Source organism: Litoreibacter roseus (assembly GCF_009811795.1).
Classification (GTDB): Bacteria; Pseudomonadota; Alphaproteobacteria; order Rhodobacterales; family Rhodobacteraceae; genus Litoreibacter; species Litoreibacter roseus.
Map to the genome: position 1 here is coordinate 152,804 of NZ_BLJE01000006.1, position 24,367 is coordinate 177,170.

The window sequence follows — 24,367 nt, forward strand, 5'->3', positions numbered from 1 at the left end:
AAACAAGATGCCGGGAAAAGATGCAGGCGTTCGAAAAACCGCACATCAAATAAGCAAAATAAGATTTGCGCGGTTTTTGCACACCTTCCAGTCAGGGTGCGCAATTTTTAATCTAAATAGAAATCATCTGGGACAACAGCATATCGAACGCGTGCTTCACGGTTGCCGCGCGAACGTGCGATCTGCCAATCGCGCCGAACTCCACTGTTTCCAAAACCAGACCTTTCGGACCAAGACAGCCGAAGCAGACGCGCCCTTCAGGCTTGTGCTCTGATCCGCCGGGGCCTGCGATGCCTGTGACAGAAACGCAAAGCGACGCGCCTGACATTTTTGCCGCGCCTTCCACCATCTCCTGCGCCACAGCTTCCGACACTGCGCCATAGGTTTCTAGGGTGTCAGACGACACATGCAGCATCTGCATCTTTGCCGCGTTAGAGTATGTGACAAAGCCGCGGTCGACCACGTCCGAGCTTCCGGCGATCTCTGTCAGCGCTGCAGTGATCAGTCCACCAGTGCAGCTTTCTGCCGTGGCAAGTGTAAGCCCTGCCGTTCGGGCAGCATCCAACACGTCGCGGGCGCGCGCATCAAAGTCCATGGGCGATCCACGCACCGGCCATCACACAAAGTGCTGCGCCAAACCCGGCAATAACATCGTCAAGCATCACCCCAAGCGCGTCACCGCGTCTGTCGGCCCAACCGACCGGGCCGGGCTTCCAGATATCGAACAAACGAAAGGCAATAAACGCGGTGACCACGCCGGGCCAGAGCTGCCAGAACCCGGCTTGCGCATGGGTCGCCCCAATTGCGACCGGCAAAAGGGCAATCCACTGGCCCGCAAGTTCGTCGATTACAATGTAGCTGGGGTCTTTGTCGGTTCCGGACTGGGTCAGCTTGAGGGTCGCCCACCAGCCGATTGCAAATGACGCGACGCATCCGACAGCCAGCGCCAACCAGCCGCCCGCAAGAAACACGAGCCACGCCAAAGGGATCGCTGCAAGGGAGCCCCATGTACCGGGGGCAGGCTTTATCAGCCCGACATAGCCGACAGTGGCAATTGCGCGGATCATGGGCGCACCAAAGTTGCAGTCGCCATGCAGGCAATGCCCTCACCGCGCCCGGTAAAACCTAGTCGCTCGGACGTTGTTGCCTTGACGCTTACACGGTCAACCGGGATCTCAAGCAGCGTCGCCACGTTTTCCCGCATCGCGGTTGCATGGGGGCCGATCTTTGGGAGCTCACAGATCAGCGTGCAATCCACATGGGTCAGACGAAACCCCGTTTGCCGGGCCAAATCGCGGGCATGTTCCAGAAACACATGGCTTGCGGTGCCTTTCCATTTGTCATCAGAGGGCGGAAAGTGTTGGCCGATATCGCCTTGGCACAAAGCGCCATAAATTGCATCGGTGATCGTATGCAGGCCGACATCCGCATCGGAATGGCCTTGCAGACCGCGATCATGGGCGACCTCGATCCCGCACAGCATCACGTGATCGCCAGGGCCAAACCGATGCACATCAAATCCGTTGCCGGTGCGTATGTCGGGAAGAGTTGCCATGGTTCCGTCCAAAATCCGTTCGGCCCGCTCGAAATCCTCGGGCAGCGTTATCTTCAGATTGTCCTCCGAGCCGGGCACGATGGCGATGGTCAGCCCGGCGCTCAGCGCAACCTCTACGTCGTCTGCAGCTACTTCGGAATAAGTGTCATGGGCCGCAATGATCTTATCAAGATGGAAACCCTGCGGCGTTTGGGCCCGTGCAAGGTGGTCGCGGCTCGTCTTGCCCGTCACTTTGGTGTCGCTGACAGTCCAGAGTGCGTCCGTTACGGCAAGCCCGGGGGCCGCGCCGTCATGGGTCTTCAACGCGGCGATCACGTCACCGATGATCTTCTGGCTGACGCACGGGCGGGCCACGTCATGTATCAGGACATTCCTCGTGGTCGGATCTACGGCAGCAAGTCCGTTACGGACCGAGCCCGCGCGATCTGTGCCGCCATCCACCAGCTTGACGCCAGCATCCGAGAAGCCGCTGGCGTGTGCAGTGTCATCCGGGTGAATGACCAGAATGATCTCATCGATCTGCGGCATCGTTTCAAAAACGGAAACAGTATGAGCCACAACACTCTGCCGACCGATCTTTTGCCATTGCTTTGGCAGATCGCCGCCAGCTCTGGTCCCGCGACCCGCCGCGACAATGAGCGCGGCTGTCTTGATAGGCTGCTCGGGATAGTCCTGTGTATTCATGGTATTCGTCTAAGGGATGGGATGATCGCCTACAATGGCTCGCCGCCACGTGACTAAAAATTAGGCAGTTGCGGTTTGGCGCCGATTTACGCCCCCCGTAGAATTGCAAAATTGTCCATATAGCGGTAGCGCTTTACCCGATTGCACAAGGATTAATCAATTGACCATCCGGTTGGCAGATCATGTTCTGACACCTCCCGTTTTTCTGGCACCCTTGGCCGGAATTACAGATTTGCCGTTCCGCAGGCTGGTGTCCCGTTTTGGGGCGGGGCTGGTGGTCAGCGAAATGGTGGCCAGTCAAGAGATGGTGCAGGCTAAACCGGGCGTGCGAGAGCGGGCGGAGCTTGGACTAGAATTTGCCAACACTTCTGTACAGCTTGCGGGCCGGGAAGCCGTCTGGATGGCAGAGGCCGCCCGGGTCGTCGAGGCAAAAGGCGCCCGGTTCATTGATATCAACATGGGGTGCCCCGCGAAGAAAGTCGTGAATGGCTATTCTGGGTCCGCACTTCTCAAGGATCTCGATCATGCGCTTGGGCTGATCGAGGCGGTCGTTGGGGCTGTTTCGGTTCCGGTGACGCTCAAGACAAGGCTGGGCTGGGACGATGCGTTGATGAATGCGCCAGAGTTGGCAAAACGTGCGGAAAACGCTGGCGTTCAAATGATCACAATCCACGGGCGGACCCGTTGCCAATTTTACAAGGGGCGTGCGGATTGGGCGGCGATCCGGCACGTCAAGGACACGGTAGATATTCCGGTGATTGCCAATGGCGATATTACGGATGAGAAAACGGCCCAAGCCGCCCTCAAGCTGTCGGGGGCGGACGGTGTCATGATCGGTCGGGGCGCGCAGGGTAGGCCGTGGCGTCTCGCCCAGGTCGCTGCTTCGCTTTATGACTCGTCAGCGCCCACCGTTCCCGAGGGAGATGCACTCTCTGACATGGTCATTGCCCATTACGAGGACATGCTGTCTTTCTACGGAACCATGCTTGGCCTTCGCGTCGCACGCAAGCATCTTGGGTGGTACATGGATGAGGTAGGCACACCGCCCGACATCCGGCGCACCGTGCTCGTGGAGCGTGATCCGAGCCGTGTTATAGCTCTTCTACCTGGTGCGCTTGCGGGCAGCGCGGCGATCGCTGCATGACCGGATCCGTCTTCGACACTCTGTGGGCTTCGCTGCCCATTCCGGCGCTCATCATTGATGGGGACGATCGGATCTGCGAGGTGAACCCAAGCGCAGAGACGTTTCTCAACAGTTCCACGAAGCATCTCAAAAATGCACCGGTGTGGGACAGGCTCTACGTGAACGCACCTCTGGAAGAAGCGGTCATTCGCGTGCGCCGCGACGAAGCCCCGCTATTTGTGAATACGGTCGACGTGGGCTCGGGTGAACGCCGGCCCAAGCTTTGCAACATTCAAATCTCTACGTTGGCCGACCAACCGGGCTTCGTTCTTATCCTGCTGGAACCCCGTGAGATCGCGGACCGCATGGGCCGTGCAATGCAAACCAAGACTGCCGCCAAATCTGCCATCGGGATGGCCGAAATGCTGGCCCATGAGATCAAGAACCCGCTCGCAGGGATTACGGGTGCCGCGCAGCTTCTCAGCATGAGCCTGAGCGGTGACGACATCGAATTGACCGATCTCATCGTGACCGAAACCCGCCGCGTGGTGAAGCTGTTGGAACAGGTGGAGCAATTCGGCAATCTGCGACCGCCTGCACGCAAGCCGGTGAACCTGCACGATGTTCTGGATAGGGCGCTGAAATCAGCCGCTGTGGGCTTCGCTGCACATATGAGGATCGTTGACTCCTACGACCCGTCGTTGCCCCCGACATTTGCCGACAGTGATCAGTTGTTGCAGGTGTTCCAGAACCTCTTGCGAAACGCAGCGCAGGCGTCGGGCGGGCAGGACGGTACGATCACCGTGCGCACCTTCTATGAGATGTCGTTGCGGGTGGAGCGCCCGGACGGGTCCCGCGGCGCAGTCCCTCTTCAGGTCGAAATCGTCGATGATGGACCGGGTCTGCCGCCCGATCTGGCGTCAGAGGTCTTTGAGCCTTTCGTGTCAGGGCGTGAAAACGGAACCGGGCTTGGCTTGGCGCTGGTCTCGAAAATCATTGCGGAACATGATGGCTGGATTGCCGTGGACTCGGTCCCCGGACGAACCGTCTTTCGCATATCCTTGCCTGTCGCGCCGAAGGACAGCATCCCCCAAGATACCCCAAAAAGCGGAGATTAACCGATGGACGGAACAGTTCTTGTCGCAGATGACGACCGCACGATCAGGACCGTGTTGACCCAAGCGCTGACACGGGCCGGGTGCAAAGTTCACGCGACCAGTTCCTTGACGACGCTCATGCGGTGGGTCGCCGAAGGGAAGGGCGATCTCGTGATCTCTGATGTAATCATGCCCGATGGAAATGGTCTCGACGCCTTGCCAGAGATCTCAGCACAGCGCCCATCTTTGCCAGTCATCGTTATCTCTGCGCAGAATACCATCATGACGGCCATTCAGGCGACCGAGGCCGATGCCTACGATTACTTACCCAAACCCTTCGACTTGCCAGACCTGATGAAGCGCGCCTCCCGCGCGTTGGAGAAGAAGCGGGTCGTGCGCGCGCCCAAGGAAGAGGTGGCGGTCGAGACCGGGGATGATCTGCCGCTGGTCGGCCGGACGCCTGCGATGCAGGCTCTCTATCGCTTGGTCGCGCGGGTTATGAACACGGATTTGTCGGTCATGATCACGGGCGAGAGCGGAACGGGCAAAAGCCTGATCGCGCGGGCAATCCACGATTTTTCCGATCGTCGCAACCTTCCATTTGTCACAGCGACCCCCTCTGACCTTGCAACGATCGAAGGACCAGCGACAGTTCTCAGCCGGGCGCGGGGTGGGGCGATCCTGTTTGACAAGATCGGCGACATGGATGCTGAGGCGCAGGCGCGCATCGTCCGGATGCTGGACAGCTTCACCGATGATGCCCCACGGATCCTTGCCACCAGCCAGCAGGATTTGATGGAAAAGATGGAAAGCGGCCTCTTTCGTCAGGACCTGTTCTACCGGCTTAGCGGCGTGACCATCACCGTGCCATCTTTACGGGAGCGGGTTGAAGACATCCCGCTTCTGACCGAGCATTTTCTGCTGCGGGCTGAACGGGACGGCGCGCCGGGACGCAGGTTTGCTGGCGACGCGATGGAGATGATCCGCGCTTACAGCTGGCCCGGAAATGTGCGCCAGCTGGAAAATACGGTCAAACGGCTGATCGTGACCAGCCCGGAAGAAGAAATCGGCCGTACTGAGGTTCAGCAGGTGCTGGGCAATCAACCCGAGATCGAACCGCTGATGGGCGGTGGTGATACCGAAAAGCTGTCCGCCTCAGTCTATAAACACCTGCGTCGATACTTCGATCTGCACGGCGGAGTGTTGCCTCCGCCGGGGCTATATCAGCGGATTCTGCGCGAAATTGAGCTTCCACTTATCGAGATCTCGCTGGAGGCGACGGGGGGTAATCAGGCTAAATGTGCTGATTTACTTGGGATCAACCGCAATACGTTGCGGAAAAAAGTCAGTGACCTCGATATTCACGTGACACGACGCCGCAAGTTGATGTAAAACCGCCACAGTCACCGTGGCGAATGGGCGTCAATGCCGTCCTGAGATCACATAAACAAGAAGTGGCATGGCGGTAGTAAGCAGATGAACACCCGAACGCGTCCAGCGTCTTGGGAGCGGTTGAACCAGTGGCGCAGGCGCCGCCGCGTGCAAAACGCGGCGACGTTGGGGCTTGTGGCACTCGGTCCCATTCTGGCGGTCCTGACCTATATTGGTATGGGCCCGTCCGAGCTTGATCCCTCGTCTCGCGGTATTCGCCTGATCCTGCTCGCTGACCTTGTCTATGCGCTGGTTGTCTCCAGTCTCGTGGCGCAGAAGATCGCCCGGATGATCGCCGCGCGGCGTGTACGCTCAGCCGGGTCCCAGTTGCACTTGCGCCTGACTGGTGTCTTTGCCCTTGTGGCGTTGATCCCGACGGTTCTGGTTGCCATTTTCGCCGTCATCACCCTGAACTTCGGGCTTGAGGGATGGTTCTCTGAACGTGTCCGTGACGTTGTCGGCTCTTCCTTGTCGGCAGCGCAGGCCTATGAGGAAGAACAGCGCGAAGATCTACGCGACGATACTGTCTTGCTGTCCCGGTACATTGATGCAGCGCGACAAAACATTGCTTTTGTTCAGGATTCTGATTTTCGGCAACTGCTTAGCCAAGCTCAGGCACAGGTTCAGCGTGGTCTGAAGGAAGCGTTCATCATTGATGGCGCAGGTGCCCTCAAGACACGCGGGGATCGCAGTTATCTTTTCGACTACGAGACGCCGAGCCCCGAGGATTTGGCGAATGCTGCAAACGGCAAATTGGTTGTCATTGAAGACTGGGCCAACAACGAATTCCGGGCGTTGCTGCGCCTTGCCGATTTTCCGGACCGCTATCTCTATATCAGTCGGGAGGTCGACGGGGAGATCCTGAGCTTGCTGGATGATACGCAGGAAAATGTACGGCTTTACGAACAATTAGAAGATGATCGCGGGCGGCTGCTGTTTGAATTCGGACTTCTCTATCTGGGGTTCGCGGTCATTCTGATCCTCGCGGCCATCTGGCTGGGACTTTGGTTCGCTGAACGCTTGTCCCGTCCCGTGGGACGGCTGGCGGGCGCGGCGCAGCGTGTCGGCGCAGGCGATCTGGATGTCAGGGTGACGGAGTCGCGTGGCGATGATGAGATCGCGATGTTGGGGCGCCTCTTCAACCAGATGACACAGCAATTGAAGGCGCAGCGCACCAGTCTCATTCAGAACACCGAGCAGATTGAGCGGCGGCGGCGACTTTTTGACTCAGTCCTGTCATCTGTGACCGCAGGTGTAATCGGCGTCGACACGACGGGACAGGTGACCTTCGTCAACCGTGCAGCGGAACGTCTTTTGAGCTTACCCAAGGACGATCATACGGGCGAGCCACTCGGCCAGATCGCCCCCGAGTTCGTTGATCTTTTTGAAAAGCAATGCATAGGCCACCGCGATACGGCGCAAGATGAGATTAGGCTGGTCCGGCGGGGTAAACTGGAGACGCTCCTTGTCCGGATCGCCACACGACGCGCGGATGATGATGCCAGAGAAGGCTATGTGATCGCCTTTGATGATGTGACCGATCTGGTCTCTGCCCAGAAGATGGCTGCATGGGGCGATGTGGCACGGCGGATTGCCCACGAGATTAAGAACCCGCTGACGCCGATCCAGCTATCGGCGGAACGGCTCAAGCGGAAATTCATGCCGTTGGCAGGGGACGAAGCAGAGGCGCTGGAACAATACACTGGCGTCATTATCCGGCAGACCGGCGACCTGCGGCGGATTGTAGACGAGTTCTCAAAGTTTGCCCGGATGCCAGAGCCGGAACGACGCCCGGCGGATCTGATCAATCTCGTCAGGGACGCCGTGATCTTGCAACGGTCCGGCCAACCGGACGTCACCATCTCGCTGGAGACAGATGTTGACGCGCTGACTTTGGATATCGACCAAACCATGCTGAGCCAGGCAATGACAAACTTGATCAAGAATGCCGGGGAAGCGACTGAAACGTATCAGGAAAAGTATACTATCGCCGACTATCATCCGGCAATTAGGGTTGATGTCACGACAACTGACATCGCGGTGGAAATTTCGATTGCAGACAATGGCACGGGGCTTCCCGCAGACCGGGCGCGCTTGTTTGAGCCCTATGTGACGACCCGCGAAAAAGGGACAGGGCTGGGGCTGCCCATCGTGAAGAAGATCATCGAAGAACACGGGGGCACACTGGCCTTGATGGATGCCCCTATTTTTGACGGAAACACACATCATGGGGCGATGGCGGTGATCTCACTGCCCCGCCTGACCACCGAAAAACAAGATACCGAAAACGTGGCGGCAGCCGCTGAGTAATTGAGGGAGCAAGGACATGGGCGACATTCTGATCGTTGACGATGAGCGGGACATTCGGGAGTTGATCTCCGATATCCTGAAGGACGAGGGCTATACGACGCGACTGGCGGGCACGTCCGACAAATGCATGGCCGAGATCAACGCAGAGGCGCCCGCGTTGATGATCCTCGATATCTGGCTCAAAGACAGCAACATGGATGGCATCGACATCTTGAAATGCGTCAAGCGCGATAACCCGGACGTGCCGGTCGTCATTATCTCGGGTCACGGCAATGTCGAGATTGCGGTCGCGGCGATCAAGCAGGGGGCCTACGACTTCATCGAGAAGCCGTTCAACATTGACCAATTGATGGTTGTGGTCCACCGCGCCATGGAAACCGCACGTCTGCGTCGCGAGAACAACGCCCTGAAACGCGGTGACGTCGCGAGTGCCGAGATGATCGGGGAAAGCACCGGTTTCAAAGCGCTGCAAGGTCAGTTAGACAAGGTCACGGGCTCCAACGGGCGGGTCATGCTGACCGGTCCCGCCGGTTCGGGCAAAGACGTTGCGGCGCATTACATTCACGCCAATTCGAACCGATCCCACGCGGCGTTTGTGACCGTGAACTGCGCCACCGTAGAGCCGGAGCGGATGGAAGAGGTCTTATTTGGTCGCGAAACGGCGGATCGAGGGGTCGAACCCGGTCTGCTGGAACAGGCCCATGGCGGGATCATCTTCTTTGACGAGGTTGCGGACATGCCGCTCGGAACCCAGTCGAAGATATTGCGCGTTCTGGTTGAGCAGCAATTCCAGCGGGTCGGCGGTAATGATAAGGTTCGTGTGGATCTCCGCGTTATATCCAGCACAAACAGGGATTTAACAGATGAAATTAAAGAGGGTCGCTTTCGGGAAGAGCTTTACCACCGGCTGAACGTTGTCCCGATTGAGGTGCCCAGCCTTGAGGAGCGCCGCGAGGACATTCCGAAATTGGCCGAGTTCTTCATCGCCAGCTTCAACAAGTCCCAAGGACTGCCTGCCCGTGACCTGTCGGATGAAGCGATCACGCTTTTGCAGACGATGCAGTGGCCTGGAAACATAAGGCAGCTTAAAAACGTGATCGAGCGGGTTTTGATCCTTGGTCCTGAGAAGGGCGAGGTCAGCGCGAAGGAACTGCCGCAATCCGAAAGCGAAACAAGCGGCGATGCGGTGAAGATCGGAGGCAATCTCGCGACGTTGCCGCTTCGGGAGGCGCGCGAGCTCTTTGAGCGCGAATATCTCATGACCCAGATTAATCGGTTCGGAGGCAATATCTCCCGTACGGCAGCGTTCGTCGGGATGGAGCGGTCTGCGTTGCATCGTAAGCTGAAGTCTCTGGGCGTCGTGACGTCCAGCAAGGCAGGTGCGCGCGTGGCGCGTGTCGAAGACGAAGAAGGGGAAGATATGATGGAACAGTCTAAAGCGTCCTAGGCGGCGCTGCGTGCCGCTTGAATCCGCTTGCCGCTCATGTCATTCACCGTGGGTCTCGGTCCTTCGTGAGTGACGGGGACAGCAGCAGCGCAAGGCGAGGCAGATGAAAGTCATCATATGTGGGGCGGGTCAGGTTGGCTGGCAGATTGCCCGGCACCTGTCCGGCGAGCAAAACGATGTGACCGTCGTTGACAATAATCCCGAACTCGTGCGCCGCGCAACGGACACGCTTGATGTACAGGGCATCACCGGTTTTGCCAGTTACCCCGACATTTTAGACCGTGCAGGCGCACGGGACGCGGACATGATCATCGCCGCGACCTTCTCGGACGAGGTCAACATGGTCACCTGTCAGGTAGCCCATTCGGTTTTTGCGATCCCGCGGAAGATCGCCCGACTGCGCAGCCAATCCTATCTGACAGCGATCTACTCTGACCTCTACAGGCGCGATCACATGCCAATTGATGTCGTGATCAGCCCCGAGAAGGAGGTTGCTGAAGCTGCTCTGCAAAGGCTCGCGGCGCCAGCCGCGTTCGATACGGAAAATTTCCTTGCGGGCAAAGCGCAGGTCCTTGGTATCGTTCTGGACGAAGATTGTCCGGTTCTGAACACACCGTTGCGCCAGCTGACCGACCTCTTCTCAACGCTGCGCGCGATTGTTGTCGGTGTACGGCGGGAGGGAACGTTGTTCGCACCGGATGCGGGCGATCAGCTTTTCGCCGGCGATCAGGTCTACCTCTGCACCCATCGAGAAGATGTCCCGCGCGCGATGGACATCTTCGGCAAAAAGCAACGCAAACAGGAACGTGTCGTGATCATTGGCGGCGGCAATGTGGGGCTTGCCGTGGCCCACGCACTTGAGGCCAGCCCAGAGCGGATCCGGGCCAAGGTCATCGAGAAGAACCGCAAATGCGCGGAACTGGCTGCGAATGCCTTGGAAAAGACCATCGTCTTGAACGGCGACGGGTTGAACACAGATCTTCTGGCCGAGGCGAGTATCTCCCGCGCGGATGCTGTTCTCTGCGTGACGGATGACGACAAGACGAACCTTCTGTCGGCCGTCCGCGCAAAGGCCAGTGGCTGCCCGATGGCAATCTGTCTCGTCAATGATCCGACCCTTGTGCCGTTGATGGGGCCTTTGGATATCGATGCCTATATCAATCCGCGGGCCACAACGGTCAGCTCGATCCTGCGCCACATTCGGCATGGGCGTGTGCGGCAAATTTATTCTATCGGCGATGCCGAAGCGGAAGTGATCGAGGCGCAGGTTCTGTCGACCTCGCCTATCGCCGGCCAAACCATTCGCGATATTGATTTTCCCGAAGGTGTGCTTGTCGGCATGTTGGAAAAGGGCGGCAAGGCTGTGCGGCCCACCGGCACGACCCGGGTGGAGGAGGGGGACGTGATCGTCATCTTCTCCATGGCGAATGATGTTCCTGAGGTTGAGCGGCTCCTGCAGGTGTCGATCGACTTCTTCTGACGGGGAACTTTAATGTCTTGGCTGCGCCGCCTGCCTCTCTTTGTGATCTTGATGGCGATTGCCTCACTGGCGATGGTGGTACCGAGCATCCACGCCACAGCCGTTGACGCTCACCGCGTCGCTCAACCATTCTTCTATGGCGCAGTCCTCTTTGGAATTCTGAGCGCGCTTTTGGGACTGGCCACGCTGGACTACACGCCGCGCAATACCGCCCGCAGCCATCTTCTGACACTGGTCGCGGCCTTCGGTCTGCTTCCCCTGATGCTCGCCATGCCAATGCGGGAGGCGATTGCCGACACCACATTGATCAACGCCTATTTCGAGATGGTCTCAAGCCTGACAACGACCGGGGCCACCGTGTTCGACGGAGCAGACCGTCTGCCTGAAACGATCCATCTGTGGCGGGCTCTTGTGGGTTGGCTGGGCGGCTTTCTTATTCTGCTGTCGGCCATCGCGATCCTTGCGCCGCTGAACCTTGGTGGGTTTGAGGTCCTGCAGCCGGCGATACCCGCCATTGATGTGGGGCATGCAACCCAATCCATCGATCCTGGGACGCGGGTTCTGCGGTTCGCGCAAAGCCTATTTCCGCTTTACTTCGGGGCGACGATGATCTTGTGGCTTGCTCTGATCCTGTCCGGCATGACGCCATTCGAGGGCATCTGTCTTGCCTTCTCGACCATGGCGACAAGCGGCATCACCCCTGGCGAGGGCCTACAGACGAATGCAGTCGGTTGGGGTGCCGAGGCTTTGATATTGGTCTTCTTGCTGCTCGCGATGTCGCGGCAGATCCTATCGCGCGATGGGCGCGGTTCTTTCTTCGGTCGTATGTCACATGACAAGGAGATTCAGATCGCCCTTGTGATCATAGCGGCGGTCACAGTGGCGCTTTTCGTACGTCACTGGATCGGGGCGCTGGAGGTTGACGAGGAAGGCAATCTTATCGCCGCCGCCCGAGCTCTCTGGGGCAGCGTTTTCACGACTGCCTCTTTTTTGACCACGACCGGGTTCGTCTCGGCGGACTGGGATACTTCACAAATGTGGTCTGGCCTGTCCACACCGGGCCTTCTTCTGGCGGGGCTTGCGATTTTCGGCGGCGGCGTGGCGACGACGGCGGGTGGCGTGAAGCTCTTGCGGGTCTACGCGCTCTACAAGCACGGATTGCGGGAGCTGGAACGCCTGGTGCGCCCGTCATCCATAGGATCCGGCGGGGGCATGGGGCGATCACTTCGCCGCGAAGGGGCTTTTGTGGCTTGGATTTTTTTCATGCTGTTCGCCATTTCGATTGCCGGTGTCATTCTTGCCCTGACGCTGACCGGGATGGATTTCGATGCGGCTATCATCTTTGCAATTGCCGCGCTCAGCACCACCGGGCCTTTGATCACCGTGACGGCCGAAAACATCGGAACCTACGGCGATCTGGGGTCGGCCGCAAAATCGATCTTGATTGCCGCTATGGTTCTGGGACGGCTCGAAACTCTGGCAATGATTGCGCTGTTCAACCCTGATTTCTGGCGGGCGTAGCGACAGATCGGCACCCTGATGCCGATTTCGACCATTTCGGGGCTGGAAACTTTCTCAATCCCAATACATAGTCCCCCCCAAGCTGGGACAGGGCACCGGATTACAGGTGCGCAGGAACAAAAAAGGCAAAGAAAAGAATGGCCTCCGAGAAGCAAAATTTGCAGGATGTATTTCTCAATCACGTCCGGAAAGAGAAGATTCCGGTAACGATATTTTTGATCAATGGTGTGAAATTGCAGGGTGTCATCACGTGGTTCGACAACTTCTGTGTTCTTTTGCGCCGCGACGGACAGTCACAGCTGGTCTTCAAAGGGGCCATCTCGACCATTATGCCATCGCAACCGATCAGCCTTTACGACGGTGACGCCTAATTCTTGAGACTGAACAGGCCAGCACGACCCGCGCATGGGTGCTGCATCCGGATCTGAAAAGCTCTGACAAGACCCGCGGCCCGCAGCATGCGCTGGCGGAAGCCATTTCGCTTGCCGATGCGTTACCCGGGCTTGAGGTCATTGGCGCGGATGTCGTGCCGCTGCCGACAGCGCGCCCGGGCACGTTGTTTGGTACGGGCAAGCTTGACGAACTCGCGCAGATTTTGAAGGCGGAAGAGATCGAGCTGGTCTTGATTGACGGACCGGTGACACCGGTTCAGCAACGCAATCTTGAGCGGGAATGGAAAGTTAAAATCCTTGATCGAACCGGATTGATCCTTGAGATCTTTTCGGACCGTGCTGCGACCCGAGAGGGCGTGTTGCAGGTCGAACTTGCGGCCCTCAGCTATCAGCGGACACGACTGGTTCGGGCATGGACGCACCTTGAGCGGCAGCGCGGCGGGTTGGGCTTTGTCGGCGGGCCGGGCGAAACCCAGATCGAGGCGGATAGGCGTGCTATCGATGACGCGATCACCCGCATTCGCCGCCAACTCGGCAAAGTGGTCAAAACGCGAGAGCTTCACCGGGCGGCCCGTGCGAAAGTACCTTACCCGGTGGTTGCGCTGGTGGGCTATACCAATGCAGGCAAATCGACGCTGTTCAACCGCCTGACTGGGGCCGACGTGATGGCGAAAGATATGCTCTTCGCGACGCTTGATCCAACCATGCGATCTGTGACACTGCCGGACGGGATCGATATCATTCTCAGCGACACCGTGGGCTTCATCAGTGATCTGCCCACGCAGCTTGTCGCCGCATTCCGGGCAACATTGGAAGAGGTGCTGAGCGCCGATCTGATCGTCCATGTGCGCGATATTTCTCACCCCGAAACGGATGGTCAGGCGCGGGATGTCGCGAAGATCCTCGCCGATCTGGGTGTGTCGGAGACCACACCGCAGCTGACCGTATGGAACAAGATGGATCAGGTCACGGGTGAAGCATCCGAGACACTGAAAAACATTGCGGCGCGGGACGATGCGATCTTCATGACCTCTGCTGTGACCGGCGAAGGGCTTGATGCACTGTTGGACGAGATCTCTGCCCGCGTACAGGCCGAGCGAGCGCAGGAAACACTTGAGTTGCCGTTTTCCGCGGGCAAAGCGCGTGCATGGCTCTTTGAGCAAGAGGTCGTCGAAGACGAAAAGCAGACCGACGAGGGGTTCGTACTCACGGTCAACTGGACCGCTCGACAGAAGGCGCGGTTTGCGAAGCTGTGAACCAAACGGTGCATGGCTGCGTTGAGGCCTCGTATATCGAAGGAATATCCCAATGCTGCCGTTAGTCATCGCCTATGTCGTTACCGTCGTCGTGTTCCTTGCCGTCGATTTCGTGGGGCTCAGTTACATCGTGAAGCCCACATTTGAGCGCTACATCAGTGACTGGCTGCTTGAAGATCTGAGGCTTGGACCGGCGCTGGCATTCTATCTGTTTTTCGTGATTGGCGTGATCTGGTTCGTGTCTGCGCCGGCGATTTTCAACGATAAGACGCTTGTTTGGGTCTTTCTGAACGCAGCCTTTCTTGGGGCGCTGGCCTATGGAACCTATGAATTCACCAATCTTGCCACATTGCGAGACTGGAGCTGGACCATGGTCGCGACAGATCTGACCTGGGGGACGTTTCTGACGGGGTTTTCGGCGACGGTCGGTGTGGCCGTCACCCGTGCGCTGACCTAGTTTCTTGGGATCAATGTCGTGATGCCGACGGCGGCCGCCCGCGCCAATTGCGGGTCGAGTGTCATCGGGATGTACTCGCCCCTACGCCACAGCACCCCAAGATTGTCGTAGTGCCGCGACAGCGGATGGCCCGACTGCCCCGTTGAAATCACAAAGACCGAGCTATCGGGATCGGCGAAATCATAGACCCCTCGGTAGCCAGCGGCGTGAACGTTATGAAATGGATGTTCGCCGCTTCCTTTGGTGCGTCCACGTAGAAGCGTGTTGTCGCCGCCGCTGGTGGACTGGCGGATATTCACGATCCAGCTGAGGATCGGAATTTGTCCCAGAACCTGATGGTCATGCGTTGCCTCATGGGCGTCGCCCCAACGCCAGCTTTCGATGGTCTGACCATAGCGTTCCTCCAACCACAAAAGCGCGTCGTCCAAGGCAGCCCGACTGACGTCCGTGCACGTTTCCTTGGGCGCTGATTGCTGGACATCACACCACACCGCGGCCCCATCAACGTCGCGATATACCCGCTCGATGAAGAGCGGCTCTACATGGGTGAATTCGCTGGTCAGCGGCCCCAGATCATCCCGGATCAGGCGGTTCTGCAGAGCGCGCAGCCATGCTGCATAGATCAGCGGTTCAGGCAGATGCTCTGACATTTCGCCGTTCCATTCGGCCATCAGAGCCAAGGCGCGTTGCCGCTGGCGCTCGCGGGTCCCTTCTGGCGCTGCTTCCCCCGTGAACCACAAATCCGCTGCGATAAGCGGCAAGAGTGAGCGCGCCGTGTAGCTGACCGTGTCCAATTGCGCCTCGATAAAGCTGTCGCGCGTGTGGACCTGTCGGTTCTGCATCAGCCGCTTCCATCGTTGGACACGCTGTGTGTCGCCATAGGTGAAACTGACGTGATCGGGAAACGGGCGGCTGACGGTCTTGTTGTTCGTATTGCCAACGATGCCACCGTCTGGTCCGCGAAACTCCGGATTGCTGGCGTAGGGCATGATGCCCCGCCATTTGTTTTCCGGGATCCACCCGGGGGCAGGGATGCGGCCTTCGGATTGGTGCAGCGGATGCCGACGGGGCACATGGCCGATGGTTTTCATGGCGATCATGTCCTGATCGGCGATTGTCAGGTTCTGGGCGGGCGCCACGTAGTCTTTCATCGCTTCCAGAACATCGTCCACGGACTGGGACCGCATCATCTTGAACCCAGCCTGCAATGACGTGTCGTTGGGTGTCAGCACGGTCCAAGACAGGCTGGCCACATGGCCGGGCGGGGTGATGGTGCCAAGGTTAAAGTGCTCGCCGGGCAGGACCGGGCCGTTCTCTGTCCATTTCAGATCAATCGTAACAGGATCGCTACCTTCCACCTGGATGATCGAGCGTTGTGCGCGGAAAGGTTTGTAGCCATCGGGGGTGAGATATTCATCCGGGTTTTCGGGGTTTACGCGCTCAATGTGGATGTCCTGATCATCAACATAAGCGGTGGTCAGGCCCCAACCCACCTTATCGCTGCGCCCGGTCAGGAAGATTGGCATTCCGGGGATGGTGCCCCCAATAACTCCGCCGCTTTGTAGCTGAACACGGGCGAGATACCAGATCGCCGGTGCGCTCAGGCCGAGATGCGGATCGTTGGCCAGAAGGGTTCCCCCCGCAGCAGAGCGTTCGGGCGCCGCGGCAAATGCATTTGATGCGCCCGCGAGTTCCCGCGGCTTGACGGGCGACAAGGGATCAAGAGGGGGTGATGTATTGGCCGCGAACTGAGGCAGATCCTTAAACAGCCCCGCGTAATCAAGTGCGGCTGTTCCCAGCCCCGGACTGTCAGGCAGGATATCCTTTATGCGGTCCTCATCCAACATCAGTGACGTGCGCGCGCGGATAACTTCTTCGCTGACGTGACCGGACAGCTGGAGGCCCATAACCTTTACGATGGCGATGCTATCGGCTGGCTTCCAGGGCGCGATCTCGGGCGAGAAGAGAAAGAACTCCGGTGCGCCGCGGCCAAGGGCCTCTTCATTGACTGTGCGCAGCCAAGCGTTCACGCCGCTGGCATAGGCCTCAAGCGCCGCCTTCGTCTCGTTGTCCTGCGCCGCTACAGATCGCTGTGCCAATCCGTAGATGTCCAACCTCCGAAGAAGTTTGTCTATCTCCAGCGTCCGTTCCCCGAACAGTTCGCTCAGGCGCCCCTGTGCCGTTCGACGCAGCATTGTCATTTGCCACAACCGGTCCTGAGCATGGACGAAGCCGAGCCCATAATAGGCATCGTTGTCTGTTTCCCCGAAAATATGGGGCAGGTTTGAGTTGTTCCGGACAATTTCGACGGGCGCTGTCAGGCCTGGCACTTGGTAGCTGCCGTCGTAGTCGGGCAGGGATCGTCCCGCGAGGTAGTACACAGCCCACAGCGCAAGGCCTGCCAGAATGACAAGCCCGAGGAACAGCCTGAGTGTCCATCTGAAAATCAATGCCATGGTCGCAGCCCTACATTGCTTGGACTGTGGGGTACAGTTACCGCGCGTCTAGGGCAAATCGGATTTGCCTGTCTGACGCAGCGGCAGTCCGTCATGGGTCCCTACGGAATGATGCGGGTGTACTTGTTGCCTTCGATCGTGGCGCCTGCAATCAGGCCAGCCTGACCAAATACGATGGCAATCACGGGTGACAGGGCTGTTGTCGTGTCGACGCTCAGATTGCCTGCATCGTTTGCCACAGCGTAGCGGGCATCTGCGCCGACTGACCAGCCCGGTGCGCGGCGGAAATCGCTGAGTGCCGCGGGTGTCATGAAGAACAGCGCGTGGGCGTATTGTTGCGCGCCAATCTGTAGACCGAAGGATGCTGCGGTCGTGTTGTAGTAGTCCACCGTGACATCGTTGACCCGCAGTGCGCCACGTCCGTAAGAACCGCCGAACCCAAACCCGGCCTCAGAAACCAGAGGCATGATCAACACGCCAGAGGCTTTGTCAGCCAGTTCCCGGGTTCCGCTGACGTTATTGTAGAGAAAATCGAGTGCCTGATCTGCACGTGCGTCAATCTTTTGCCCGCCCTGCGAGCCGACGCCATTGCCGCAAGCCGCCAAGGCCCCCGTGCTTGCGCCCACCGAAACGAGAAAACCGCGTCGCGTAAAACTGCTCATGATATCCGCCTGTATCTTGTATGTGTTACTTGCTCGACCCCTGTATATCCGGGGCTATTGCGTTAAACATACGTCAGTTTACGGACGGTGTCACGTCGTTATGCGGCGTGCCTATTCATGAAGGGCGCGGGCCACGCGCGGCGCAAAGTAAGTCAGAATGCCGTCGCATCCGGCCCGTTTGAACGCCATCACGCTTTCCATCATCACCGCATCTTCATCGATCCAACCTTGAGCACCTGCAGCCAGAGCCATCGCGTACTCACCGCTGACCTGATAGGCGTAAGTGGGGGCGCCAAATGTCTCTTTCACCCGGCGACAGATATCCAGATAGGGCAGTCCGGGCTTGACCATCACCATATCCGCACCTTCCTCCAGATCTCGGGCGACGAGACGCAAGGCTTCATCGGAATTGCCGGGGTTCATCTGGTAGGTCTTCTTGTCGCCAACCAAGGCGCCGGAGGCCCCGACAGCGTCCCGGAACGGACCATAGAACGCAGAGGCATATTTTGCGGCGTAGCTCATGATCGTCACGTCCTTGTGACCTGCCGCCTCAAGCCCCGCGCGCATGGCGCCAATCCGACCGTCCATCATGTCGGATGGCCCGAGAATGTCAGCCCCTGCTGCCGCCTGCGCCAAGGCCATACGTGCGAGCGCTTCGACACTTTCATCGTTTAAAATAACGCCGTCTCGCACGATGCCGTCGTGCCCGTTAATGTTGTAAGGATCGAGTGCCACATCCGTCATCACCGCAATGTCAGGCACGGCGTCTTTTATCGCGCGGACAGCGCGGTTGGACAGGTTATCGGGATTCCAGGCCTCTTCGCAGAATTCAGTCTTCAGCTTGGGGTCCGTATAGGGAAAGATGCAGACCGCTGGGATATCAAGAGCTTGGGCCTCTTTCACCTGATCCACCAGCTTGTCGATGGTCAGCCGTGATACGCCCGGCATAGAGGGCACCGGCATCTCCTCCCCTTCGCCGTCCATGACAAACATTGGCCAAATCAGATCGCTTGGGCTCAGCACGTTTTCCTGGGTCAGCGCCCGCAAGGCGGCCGTGCGACGCGCGCGCCGAAACCGGGTGATCGGGTGGGGACCGGGCTTGGGATACATGAAACTCTCCTTTAACACGTCGCAGGTTACGTGGTGGCATGGACGGCGCAGGTTCTCAAGGCTGGCCTTCCCCGAAGACGAGCGCTAGGTTGCGCCGAAACGAGAGCAGAGGCCGCGGGCGTTGAGTTTTTATCAGACTGTTTTTGAACTGATCGATTTGCGGTCTTTTTCCAACCTGTGGTTCTGGATCATGCTTGCGGTCTTGTGGTCGACGGCCAGCCACTTTGTCATCGGCGTACCATTTGATATGGTCACACGGGCCAACCGTGTAGGCGGGCAGGCCGAGACCGACTTGCGGGATCTGGTGCGGATCAATGCGAACCGCCTGACCTACATTGCCGACACCGCTGGCAGTTGGCTGACAGGCTTTGTCTTCTTCATTATCAGCGGGCTGATCATCCTCGGATTCTCCTATGAGGTAGAGTTCTGCCAAGCGCTTACTTTCATCTTCGGACCAATGGCACTTGTCTTTGCTCTTTCGATCCGCACAGCGCGACGGGTACATGGACAGGAGATAGCAACTATAAAGACCCGCCTGAAACGACATAGGCTTTCGGTTCAGATCATTGGTCTCTTTTCGATCCTCGCCACCTCCATGTGGGGGATGTATTTCAACCTTACGACAAGCTCGCTTGGCGGCTAGTTCCGCCGTCATGGCTGAAGGTTGACAAGCGCGCTCCACGGCGTAGGTCATGCGCGGATGACGAACACCTCCCACATTACAGTCAGCGGCGCGCCCGAGGGCTTCGACGCCAAGCTTTTGATCGACGAAGTTCGATCGAATACAGGCGCCGTCTTGCATGTTGCGCGTGACGACAAGCGGCTGAAAGCGATGCGGGGGGCGCTTGAGTTCTTCGCCCCTGACATGCCTGTGCTGGAGTTTCCGGCCTGGGATTGCCTGCCTTATGATCGCGTGTCGCCAAACGCGGACGTCGCGGCGGCCCGGATGGCAACGCTGGCGGCCCTCACCAAGACAATGCCATCCGCATTTGTGGTGCTGACCACACTCAACGCCGCGACACAGCGGATCCCGGCGCGGGAGGTTCTGGCGCAATCCAGTTTCACGGCGACGGTTGGTCAGCAAATCGACGAAGCGGCACTGCGGGCGTTTCTGGTTCGGATGGGGTTCACGCAGAGCCCAACCGTGATGGAGCCGGGCGATTACGCCGTGCGTGGTGGGATCATTGACATCTTCCCGCCGGGTGAAAGCGGTCCGGTGCGGCTTGATCTCTTTGGCGATGTGCTGGACGGCGCGCGGCGGTTTGATCCGGCGACACAGCGGACGACCGAGAAGTTGGGCCGAATTGAATTGGCGCCCGTCTCGGAGGTCATTCTTGATGATCCAGCGATCACCCGGTTCCGGCAGAACTACAGGATCGAATTCGGCGCGGCTGGAACGGATGATCCGCTCTACGAGGCTATAAGCGCGGGCCGCAAGCATCAGGGCATTGAGCATTGGTTGCCGTTTTTTCATGAAAAGCTGGAAACTCTGTTCGACTACCTGCCGGACTCAACCGTTTCGCTTGATGATCAGGTCACGCCTGCGCATTTGGCGCGGTGGGATGGCATTGCGGATCAGTACGACAACCGGCGGGAGGCGATGACGCAGAAATCCCGCCTTGATACAGTTTACAAGCCTGTTCCCCCGGCGCTTCTGTATCTTGACTCCACGGCCTTGGATGCAGCTCTGAAAGGCAAGCGTGTTCTTCAGCTGTCACCCCTGCCGCAGGCAACTGGGCCGGGCGTTATCGACGCCAGCGGGCGGATCGGACGGAATTTTGCACCGGAACGACAAGCCGAAAATGTAAATATATTTGAGGCGTTGGCCGATCATGTTCGCGCCGAGCGGAAGCGACACAACGTGGTCATCGCAAGCTTCTCAGACGGCGCGCGGGACCGGCTGCAGGGACTGTTGGAAGACCAGGACATTCACGACGCCCGCCTGATCAAGACAGCAAAGGACATTTCACAGGGAACCGGCGGTGTCTTCCTGTCAGTCTGGGCGCTGGAGCAAGGGTTCAGCGCGCCGGGGCTCACAGTCATCTCCGAACAGGATGTGCTGGGGGACCGCTTGATCCGCGGAGCGCGCAAGAAACGGAAGGCCGAGAACTTCCTGACCGAAGCACAGGGGTTGAGCCAAGGTGATTTGATCGTCCACGTCGATCACGGGATCGGGCGGTATGTCGGCCTTGAGACGGTTACAGCTGCCGGCGCACCTCACGAATGCATCTTGCTGGAATACGCGGGCGGGGATCGGTTGTACCTGCCGGTCGAAAATATCGAACTGCTCAGCCGCTACGGCCACGAAGAAGGATTGCTCGACAAACTCGGTGGCGGTGCGTGGCAAGCCAAGAAGGCGCGACTGAAGCAACGCATTCGCGATATGGCCGACAGGCTCATCCGGATCGCTGCGGAGCGCGAGCTACGCAAGGCACCAATTCTTGAGGCGCCCGACGACATGTGGGACGCCTTCTGCGCGCGCTTTCCCTACGAGGAAACCGAAGACCAGTTGGCAACAATCGAAGCGGTGCTGGATGATCTGGCGATGGGTCGCCCGATGGACAGGCTCGTCTGCGGCGACGTGGGCTTCGGTAAAACCGAGGTGGCCATGCGGGCCGCGTTTGTGGCTGCGGCCTCTGGCCTGCAGGTCGCGGTGGTCGCGCCGACGACACTTTTGTCGCGGCAACACACGAAGTCCTTTGAAGACCGATTTCGGGGATTTCCATTGAGTGTCAGACAGTTGTCCCGGTTCGTGAATGCAAAGGATGCTGCGTTGACCAGAGATGGGTTGCGTGATGGATCAATTGACATCGTCGTGGGCACCCATGCGTTGTTGTCCAAGCAGGTCAAATTCAAGAACCTCGGTCTTCTGATTGTCGATGAGGAACAACACTTCGGTGTGCAGCATAAGGAGCGATTGAAGCAGATGCGCTCGGACGTGCACGTCCTGACTCTGTCGGCCACGCCGATCCCGCGGACCTTGCAGCTGTCTCTGTCCGGCGTGCGCGAGTTGAGTATCATTGGAACCCCGCCTGTGGATCGCCTGGCCATCCGGACTTATGTCAGTGAATTTGATGCGTTCACCGTCCGGGAAGCACTCTTGCGGGAACACTATCGCGGCGGTCAAAGCTTCTACGTTGTCCCGCGCGTCGCGGACTTGCCCGAAATCGAAGAGTTCCTACGCGAGCAGGTGCCAGAGATCACCTATGTCGTCGGCCACGGCCAATTGGCACCGGGCGATCTCGATCAACGCATGAACGCGTTCTATGACGGGAAGTACGACGTCCTTCTGGCAACAACCATCGTGGAGTCCGGCATCGATATTCCGACGGCAAACACGATGATCATTCATCGGGCCGACATGTTCGGCCTCAGCCAGCTCTATCAGATCAGAGGCCGGGTGGGGCGTTCGAAAACGCGGGCCTATGCGTACCTGACAACCCGCCCGCGGCAAAAGCTGACCGCGACGGCAGAGAAGCGTTTAAGGGTCTTGGGCAGCATAGACAGCCTGGGCGCTGGCTTTAACATCGCGAGCCAAGACCTTGATATCAGGGGCGCCGGCAACATTCTGGGAGAAGAGCAGTCGGGCAATGTCCGTGAGGTCGGCTATGAGCTTTACCAGTCCATGCTGGAGGAAGCGATTGCCAAAATCCGCTCCGGTCAGATCGATGGGTTGACGGACGATGACGATCAATGGGCGCCAACCATCAATCTGGGCGTGCCCGTTTTGATTCCGGAAGACTATGTGCCAGATCTGGACGTTCGGCTTGGCCTCTATCGCAGGTTGTCCGGTTTGACGACAAAGGTAGAGCTTGAAGGGTTTGCCGCGGAACTGATCGACCGGTTTGGAGCGCTGCCCAAAGAGGTGAACACGCTACTTCTGGTCGTTCGGATCAAGGCGATGTGCAAGCGGGCCGGGATCGCAAAGCTGAACGGCGGTGATAAGGGCGCCACGGTCGAGTTCCATAACGACAAGTTCGCGCGGCCCGAGGGATTGGTCGAGTTCATCAATGACCAGCGCGGTTTGGCCAAGGTCAAGGACAACAAGATCGTCATCAAGCGCGATTGGGCCAAAGACAGCGACAAGATAAAAGGGGCATTTGCGATTGCTCGGGATTTGGCCGAGAAGGCCGGAACGTTCAAACCCAAGGCTAAGGCTGCGGGCGCTTAATCCCGCGACATCCCAAACCGGATGATCAAAACTCCGAGTGCCGACAGGACAAGTGTTCCGAAGGCAAGGGGCAGGGGTGTGCCGTTGAACGCCAGACCGATGGGAACGGCGATGCATACGCCGAGAACGGTCGCGACGGCGCCAATCACCGAGGCTGCAAGCCCCGCAATATGGCCCAAGGGCTCCATCGCGAGCGCATTGAGGTTGCCGATGACCATTCCGGCCATGAAGAAGATGCTGGTTGTCCAGATTAGATACGGAAGGAACGGAACATCAATGACTGTGGCAAGGGCGACGATACCGACCGAGAAGGTCAACTGCGCAACGAAACCCGCCATAATCATCAATCGCATACCAAGCAGGAGGACGAGCCGGGCGTTCAGAATACTTCCTGTCCCGGCGACAAGCGCGATGCCAGCAAACCAAAGCGGAAAGCTGTCCCCGCGGCCATATACCTGGTCAAAGATCTGCTGTGTCGAGCTGAGGCACCCGAACAGCATGCCGAAGCTCAGGGCTTGGGTTGCTGTTGAGAGAACAAAGATGCGGCATCTGAAGCACTCTATCACTGCTGCCTTCAGCGCTTTGATCCGAAACGGTCGCCGCGCTTCTGGTGGCAGCGTTTCGGGTTGGCGCAAACTGATCCAGACGACAAGAATTGCAGCAAACAGGACGAAGGCCGCAAAGATCGCACGCCAGCCTGCAAGGTTGATAATGCCCAGGCCAATCAGGGGGGCGACGGCCGGAAAGAGTGTGAAGATCATCATGGCGTAGGACATGATGCGCGCCATCTGCCGCCCTTCGTAAAGATCACGGATTATCGCGACGGCAACAACCCGGGGACCTGCAGCGCCCAGCCCTTGCAGCACACGTGATGCGATCAACACCTCGATGGTCTGAGCCTGCGCTGCCAGTATGGCCCCCGCAACATACAGTGCCGCGCCGCCCAAAATCACCGGCTTACGTCCCAGACTGTCGGACAAGGGGCCGGTGAAAAACGTGCCGATGCCCAAACCGAAAACAAAGCTCGTCAGCACGAGCTGGGCATTATTGACGTTCTCAGGTGAAATCTCGGCGGCGATATCGGGCAAGGCTGGCAACATCGCATCGATAGAGAACGCGACCATGGCGAAGCTCATCGCAATCAGGGCGATGAATTCCGGAAGGGGCAGGCGTTTTGCGGGGGCGGTGGGCGCGATATCGGCGTTGCTCATTACC

General features: G+C 58.6%; 19 protein-coding genes. 12 read left to right on the forward strand and 7 right to left on the reverse strand.

All coding sequences use genetic code 11. The features are described from left to right. Positions 1–112: 112 nt before the first annotated feature. Genes KIN_RS19680 through KIN_RS19690 form a run of 3 tightly spaced genes read right to left on the reverse strand, consistent with a single transcriptional unit; the run spans position 113 to position 2,239 of the window. On the reverse strand, positions 113–595 hold the full coding sequence (locus KIN_RS19680) for a CinA family protein (protein ID WP_159810334.1): 483 nt from the start codon (positions 593–595) through the stop codon (positions 113–115). Beyond that, positions 585–1,067 carry a phosphatidylglycerophosphatase A family protein gene (locus KIN_RS19685; protein WP_159810336.1) on the reverse strand — a complete coding sequence of 161 codons (483 nt, stop codon included), beginning with the start codon at positions 1,065–1,067 and terminating at the stop codon, positions 585–587. The genes KIN_RS19680 and KIN_RS19685 overlap by 11 nt, the downstream gene beginning before the upstream one ends. Next, a complete protein-coding gene (locus tag KIN_RS19690; RefSeq protein WP_159810338.1) occupies positions 1,064–2,239 on the reverse strand; it encodes a bifunctional 2-C-methyl-D-erythritol 4-phosphate cytidylyltransferase/2-C-methyl-D-erythritol 2,4-cyclodiphosphate synthase in 1,176 nt (391 codons plus the stop codon). Before KIN_RS19690 ends, KIN_RS19685 begins: the two co-directional genes overlap by 4 nt. A gap of 160 nt (positions 2,240–2,399) precedes the next feature. On the opposite strand from KIN_RS19690, the gene dusB reads away from it, so the two are divergent. The 10 genes from dusB (at position 2,400) to KIN_RS19740 (ending at position 14,753) form a co-directional block, all read left to right on the forward strand. Then, positions 2,400–3,383: a tRNA dihydrouridine synthase DusB gene (gene dusB, locus KIN_RS19695; RefSeq protein WP_159810340.1), complete on the forward strand. Its 984-nt coding sequence runs from the start codon at positions 2,400–2,402 to the stop codon at positions 3,381–3,383. Beyond that, positions 3,380–4,480, forward strand: coding sequence for a two-component system sensor histidine kinase NtrB (locus tag KIN_RS19700; RefSeq protein ID WP_159810342.1), 1,101 nt, complete (start codon positions 3,380–3,382; stop codon positions 4,478–4,480). Before dusB ends, KIN_RS19700 begins: the two co-directional genes overlap by 4 nt. Positions 4,481–4,483: 3 nt before the next feature. After that, the gene (locus KIN_RS19705; RefSeq protein ID WP_159810344.1) at positions 4,484–5,851 is read left to right on the forward strand and encodes a response regulator; all 1,368 of its coding nucleotides are present in this window, start codon (positions 4,484–4,486) and stop codon (positions 5,849–5,851) included. An 84-nt stretch (positions 5,852–5,935) separates the two neighbouring features. Then, on the forward strand, positions 5,936–8,200 hold the full coding sequence (locus KIN_RS19710; protein WP_159810346.1) for a sensor histidine kinase NtrY-like: 2,265 nt from the start codon (positions 5,936–5,938) through the stop codon (positions 8,198–8,200). Positions 8,201–8,216: 16 nt separating this feature from the next. Further along, entirely contained in the window at positions 8,217–9,647 is a 1,431-nt protein-coding gene (gene ntrX, locus KIN_RS19715; protein WP_159810348.1) for a nitrogen assimilation response regulator NtrX, read from the forward strand. Positions 9,648–9,750: 103 nt separating this feature from the next. After that, positions 9,751–11,127 (forward strand): Trk system potassium transporter TrkA, encoded by a 1,377-nt coding sequence (gene trkA / locus KIN_RS19720; protein WP_159810350.1) that lies wholly within the window; start codon positions 9,751–9,753, stop codon positions 11,125–11,127. A 12-nt stretch (positions 11,128–11,139) separates the two neighbouring features. Further along, positions 11,140–12,648 (forward strand): TrkH family potassium uptake protein, encoded by a 1,509-nt coding sequence (locus KIN_RS19725; RefSeq protein ID WP_159810352.1) that lies wholly within the window; start codon positions 11,140–11,142, stop codon positions 12,646–12,648. Between the two features lie 137 nt (positions 12,649–12,785). Then, entirely contained in the window at positions 12,786–13,019 is a 234-nt protein-coding gene (gene hfq, locus KIN_RS19730) for an RNA chaperone Hfq (RefSeq protein ID WP_159810354.1), read from the forward strand. A 38-nt stretch (positions 13,020–13,057) separates the two neighbouring features. Beyond that, positions 13,058–14,296 carry a GTPase HflX gene (gene hflX, locus KIN_RS19735; protein ID WP_243144986.1) on the forward strand — a complete coding sequence of 413 codons (1,239 nt, stop codon included), beginning with the start codon at positions 13,058–13,060 and terminating at the stop codon, positions 14,294–14,296. 52 nt (positions 14,297–14,348) lie between these two features. After that, positions 14,349–14,753, forward strand: coding sequence for a DUF2177 family protein (locus tag KIN_RS19740; protein ID WP_306439016.1), 405 nt, complete (start codon positions 14,349–14,351; stop codon positions 14,751–14,753). Here the strand turns inward: KIN_RS19740 and KIN_RS19745 are convergent. The 3 genes from KIN_RS19745 to hemB form a co-directional block, all read right to left on the reverse strand. Beyond that, a complete protein-coding gene (locus KIN_RS19745) occupies positions 14,750–17,209 on the reverse strand; it encodes a penicillin acylase family protein (protein WP_159810356.1) in 2,460 nt (819 codons plus the stop codon). The two genes, KIN_RS19740 and KIN_RS19745, sit on opposite strands and share 4 nt — an antisense overlap. Positions 17,210–17,310: 101 nt before the next feature. Next, on the reverse strand, positions 17,311–17,871 hold the full coding sequence (locus tag KIN_RS19750; RefSeq protein ID WP_159810358.1) for a lipid-binding SYLF domain-containing protein: 561 nt from the start codon (positions 17,869–17,871) through the stop codon (positions 17,311–17,313). A 111-nt stretch (positions 17,872–17,982) separates the two neighbouring features. Next, positions 17,983–18,981 carry a porphobilinogen synthase gene (hemB, locus tag KIN_RS19755; protein WP_159810360.1) on the reverse strand — a complete coding sequence of 333 codons (999 nt, stop codon included), beginning with the start codon at positions 18,979–18,981 and terminating at the stop codon, positions 17,983–17,985. 121 nt (positions 18,982–19,102) lie between these two features. Here hemB and KIN_RS19760 point away from each other — a divergent pair, with 121 nt between their 5' ends. Both KIN_RS19760 and mfd read left to right on the forward strand, forming a co-directional pair. Beyond that, on the forward strand, positions 19,103–19,624 hold the full coding sequence (locus KIN_RS19760; protein ID WP_159810362.1) for a component of SufBCD complex: 522 nt from the start codon (positions 19,103–19,105) through the stop codon (positions 19,622–19,624). Positions 19,625–19,681: 57 nt separating this feature from the next. Continuing rightward, positions 19,682–23,152, forward strand: coding sequence for a transcription-repair coupling factor (gene mfd / locus KIN_RS19765; RefSeq protein ID WP_159810364.1), 3,471 nt, complete (start codon positions 19,682–19,684; stop codon positions 23,150–23,152). Here the strand turns inward: mfd and KIN_RS19770 are convergent. Next, positions 23,149–24,363: a multidrug effflux MFS transporter gene (locus KIN_RS19770; protein WP_159810366.1), complete on the reverse strand. Its 1,215-nt coding sequence runs from the start codon at positions 24,361–24,363 to the stop codon at positions 23,149–23,151. The two genes, mfd and KIN_RS19770, sit on opposite strands and share 4 nt — an antisense overlap. Positions 24,364–24,367: the final 4 nt, after the last annotated feature.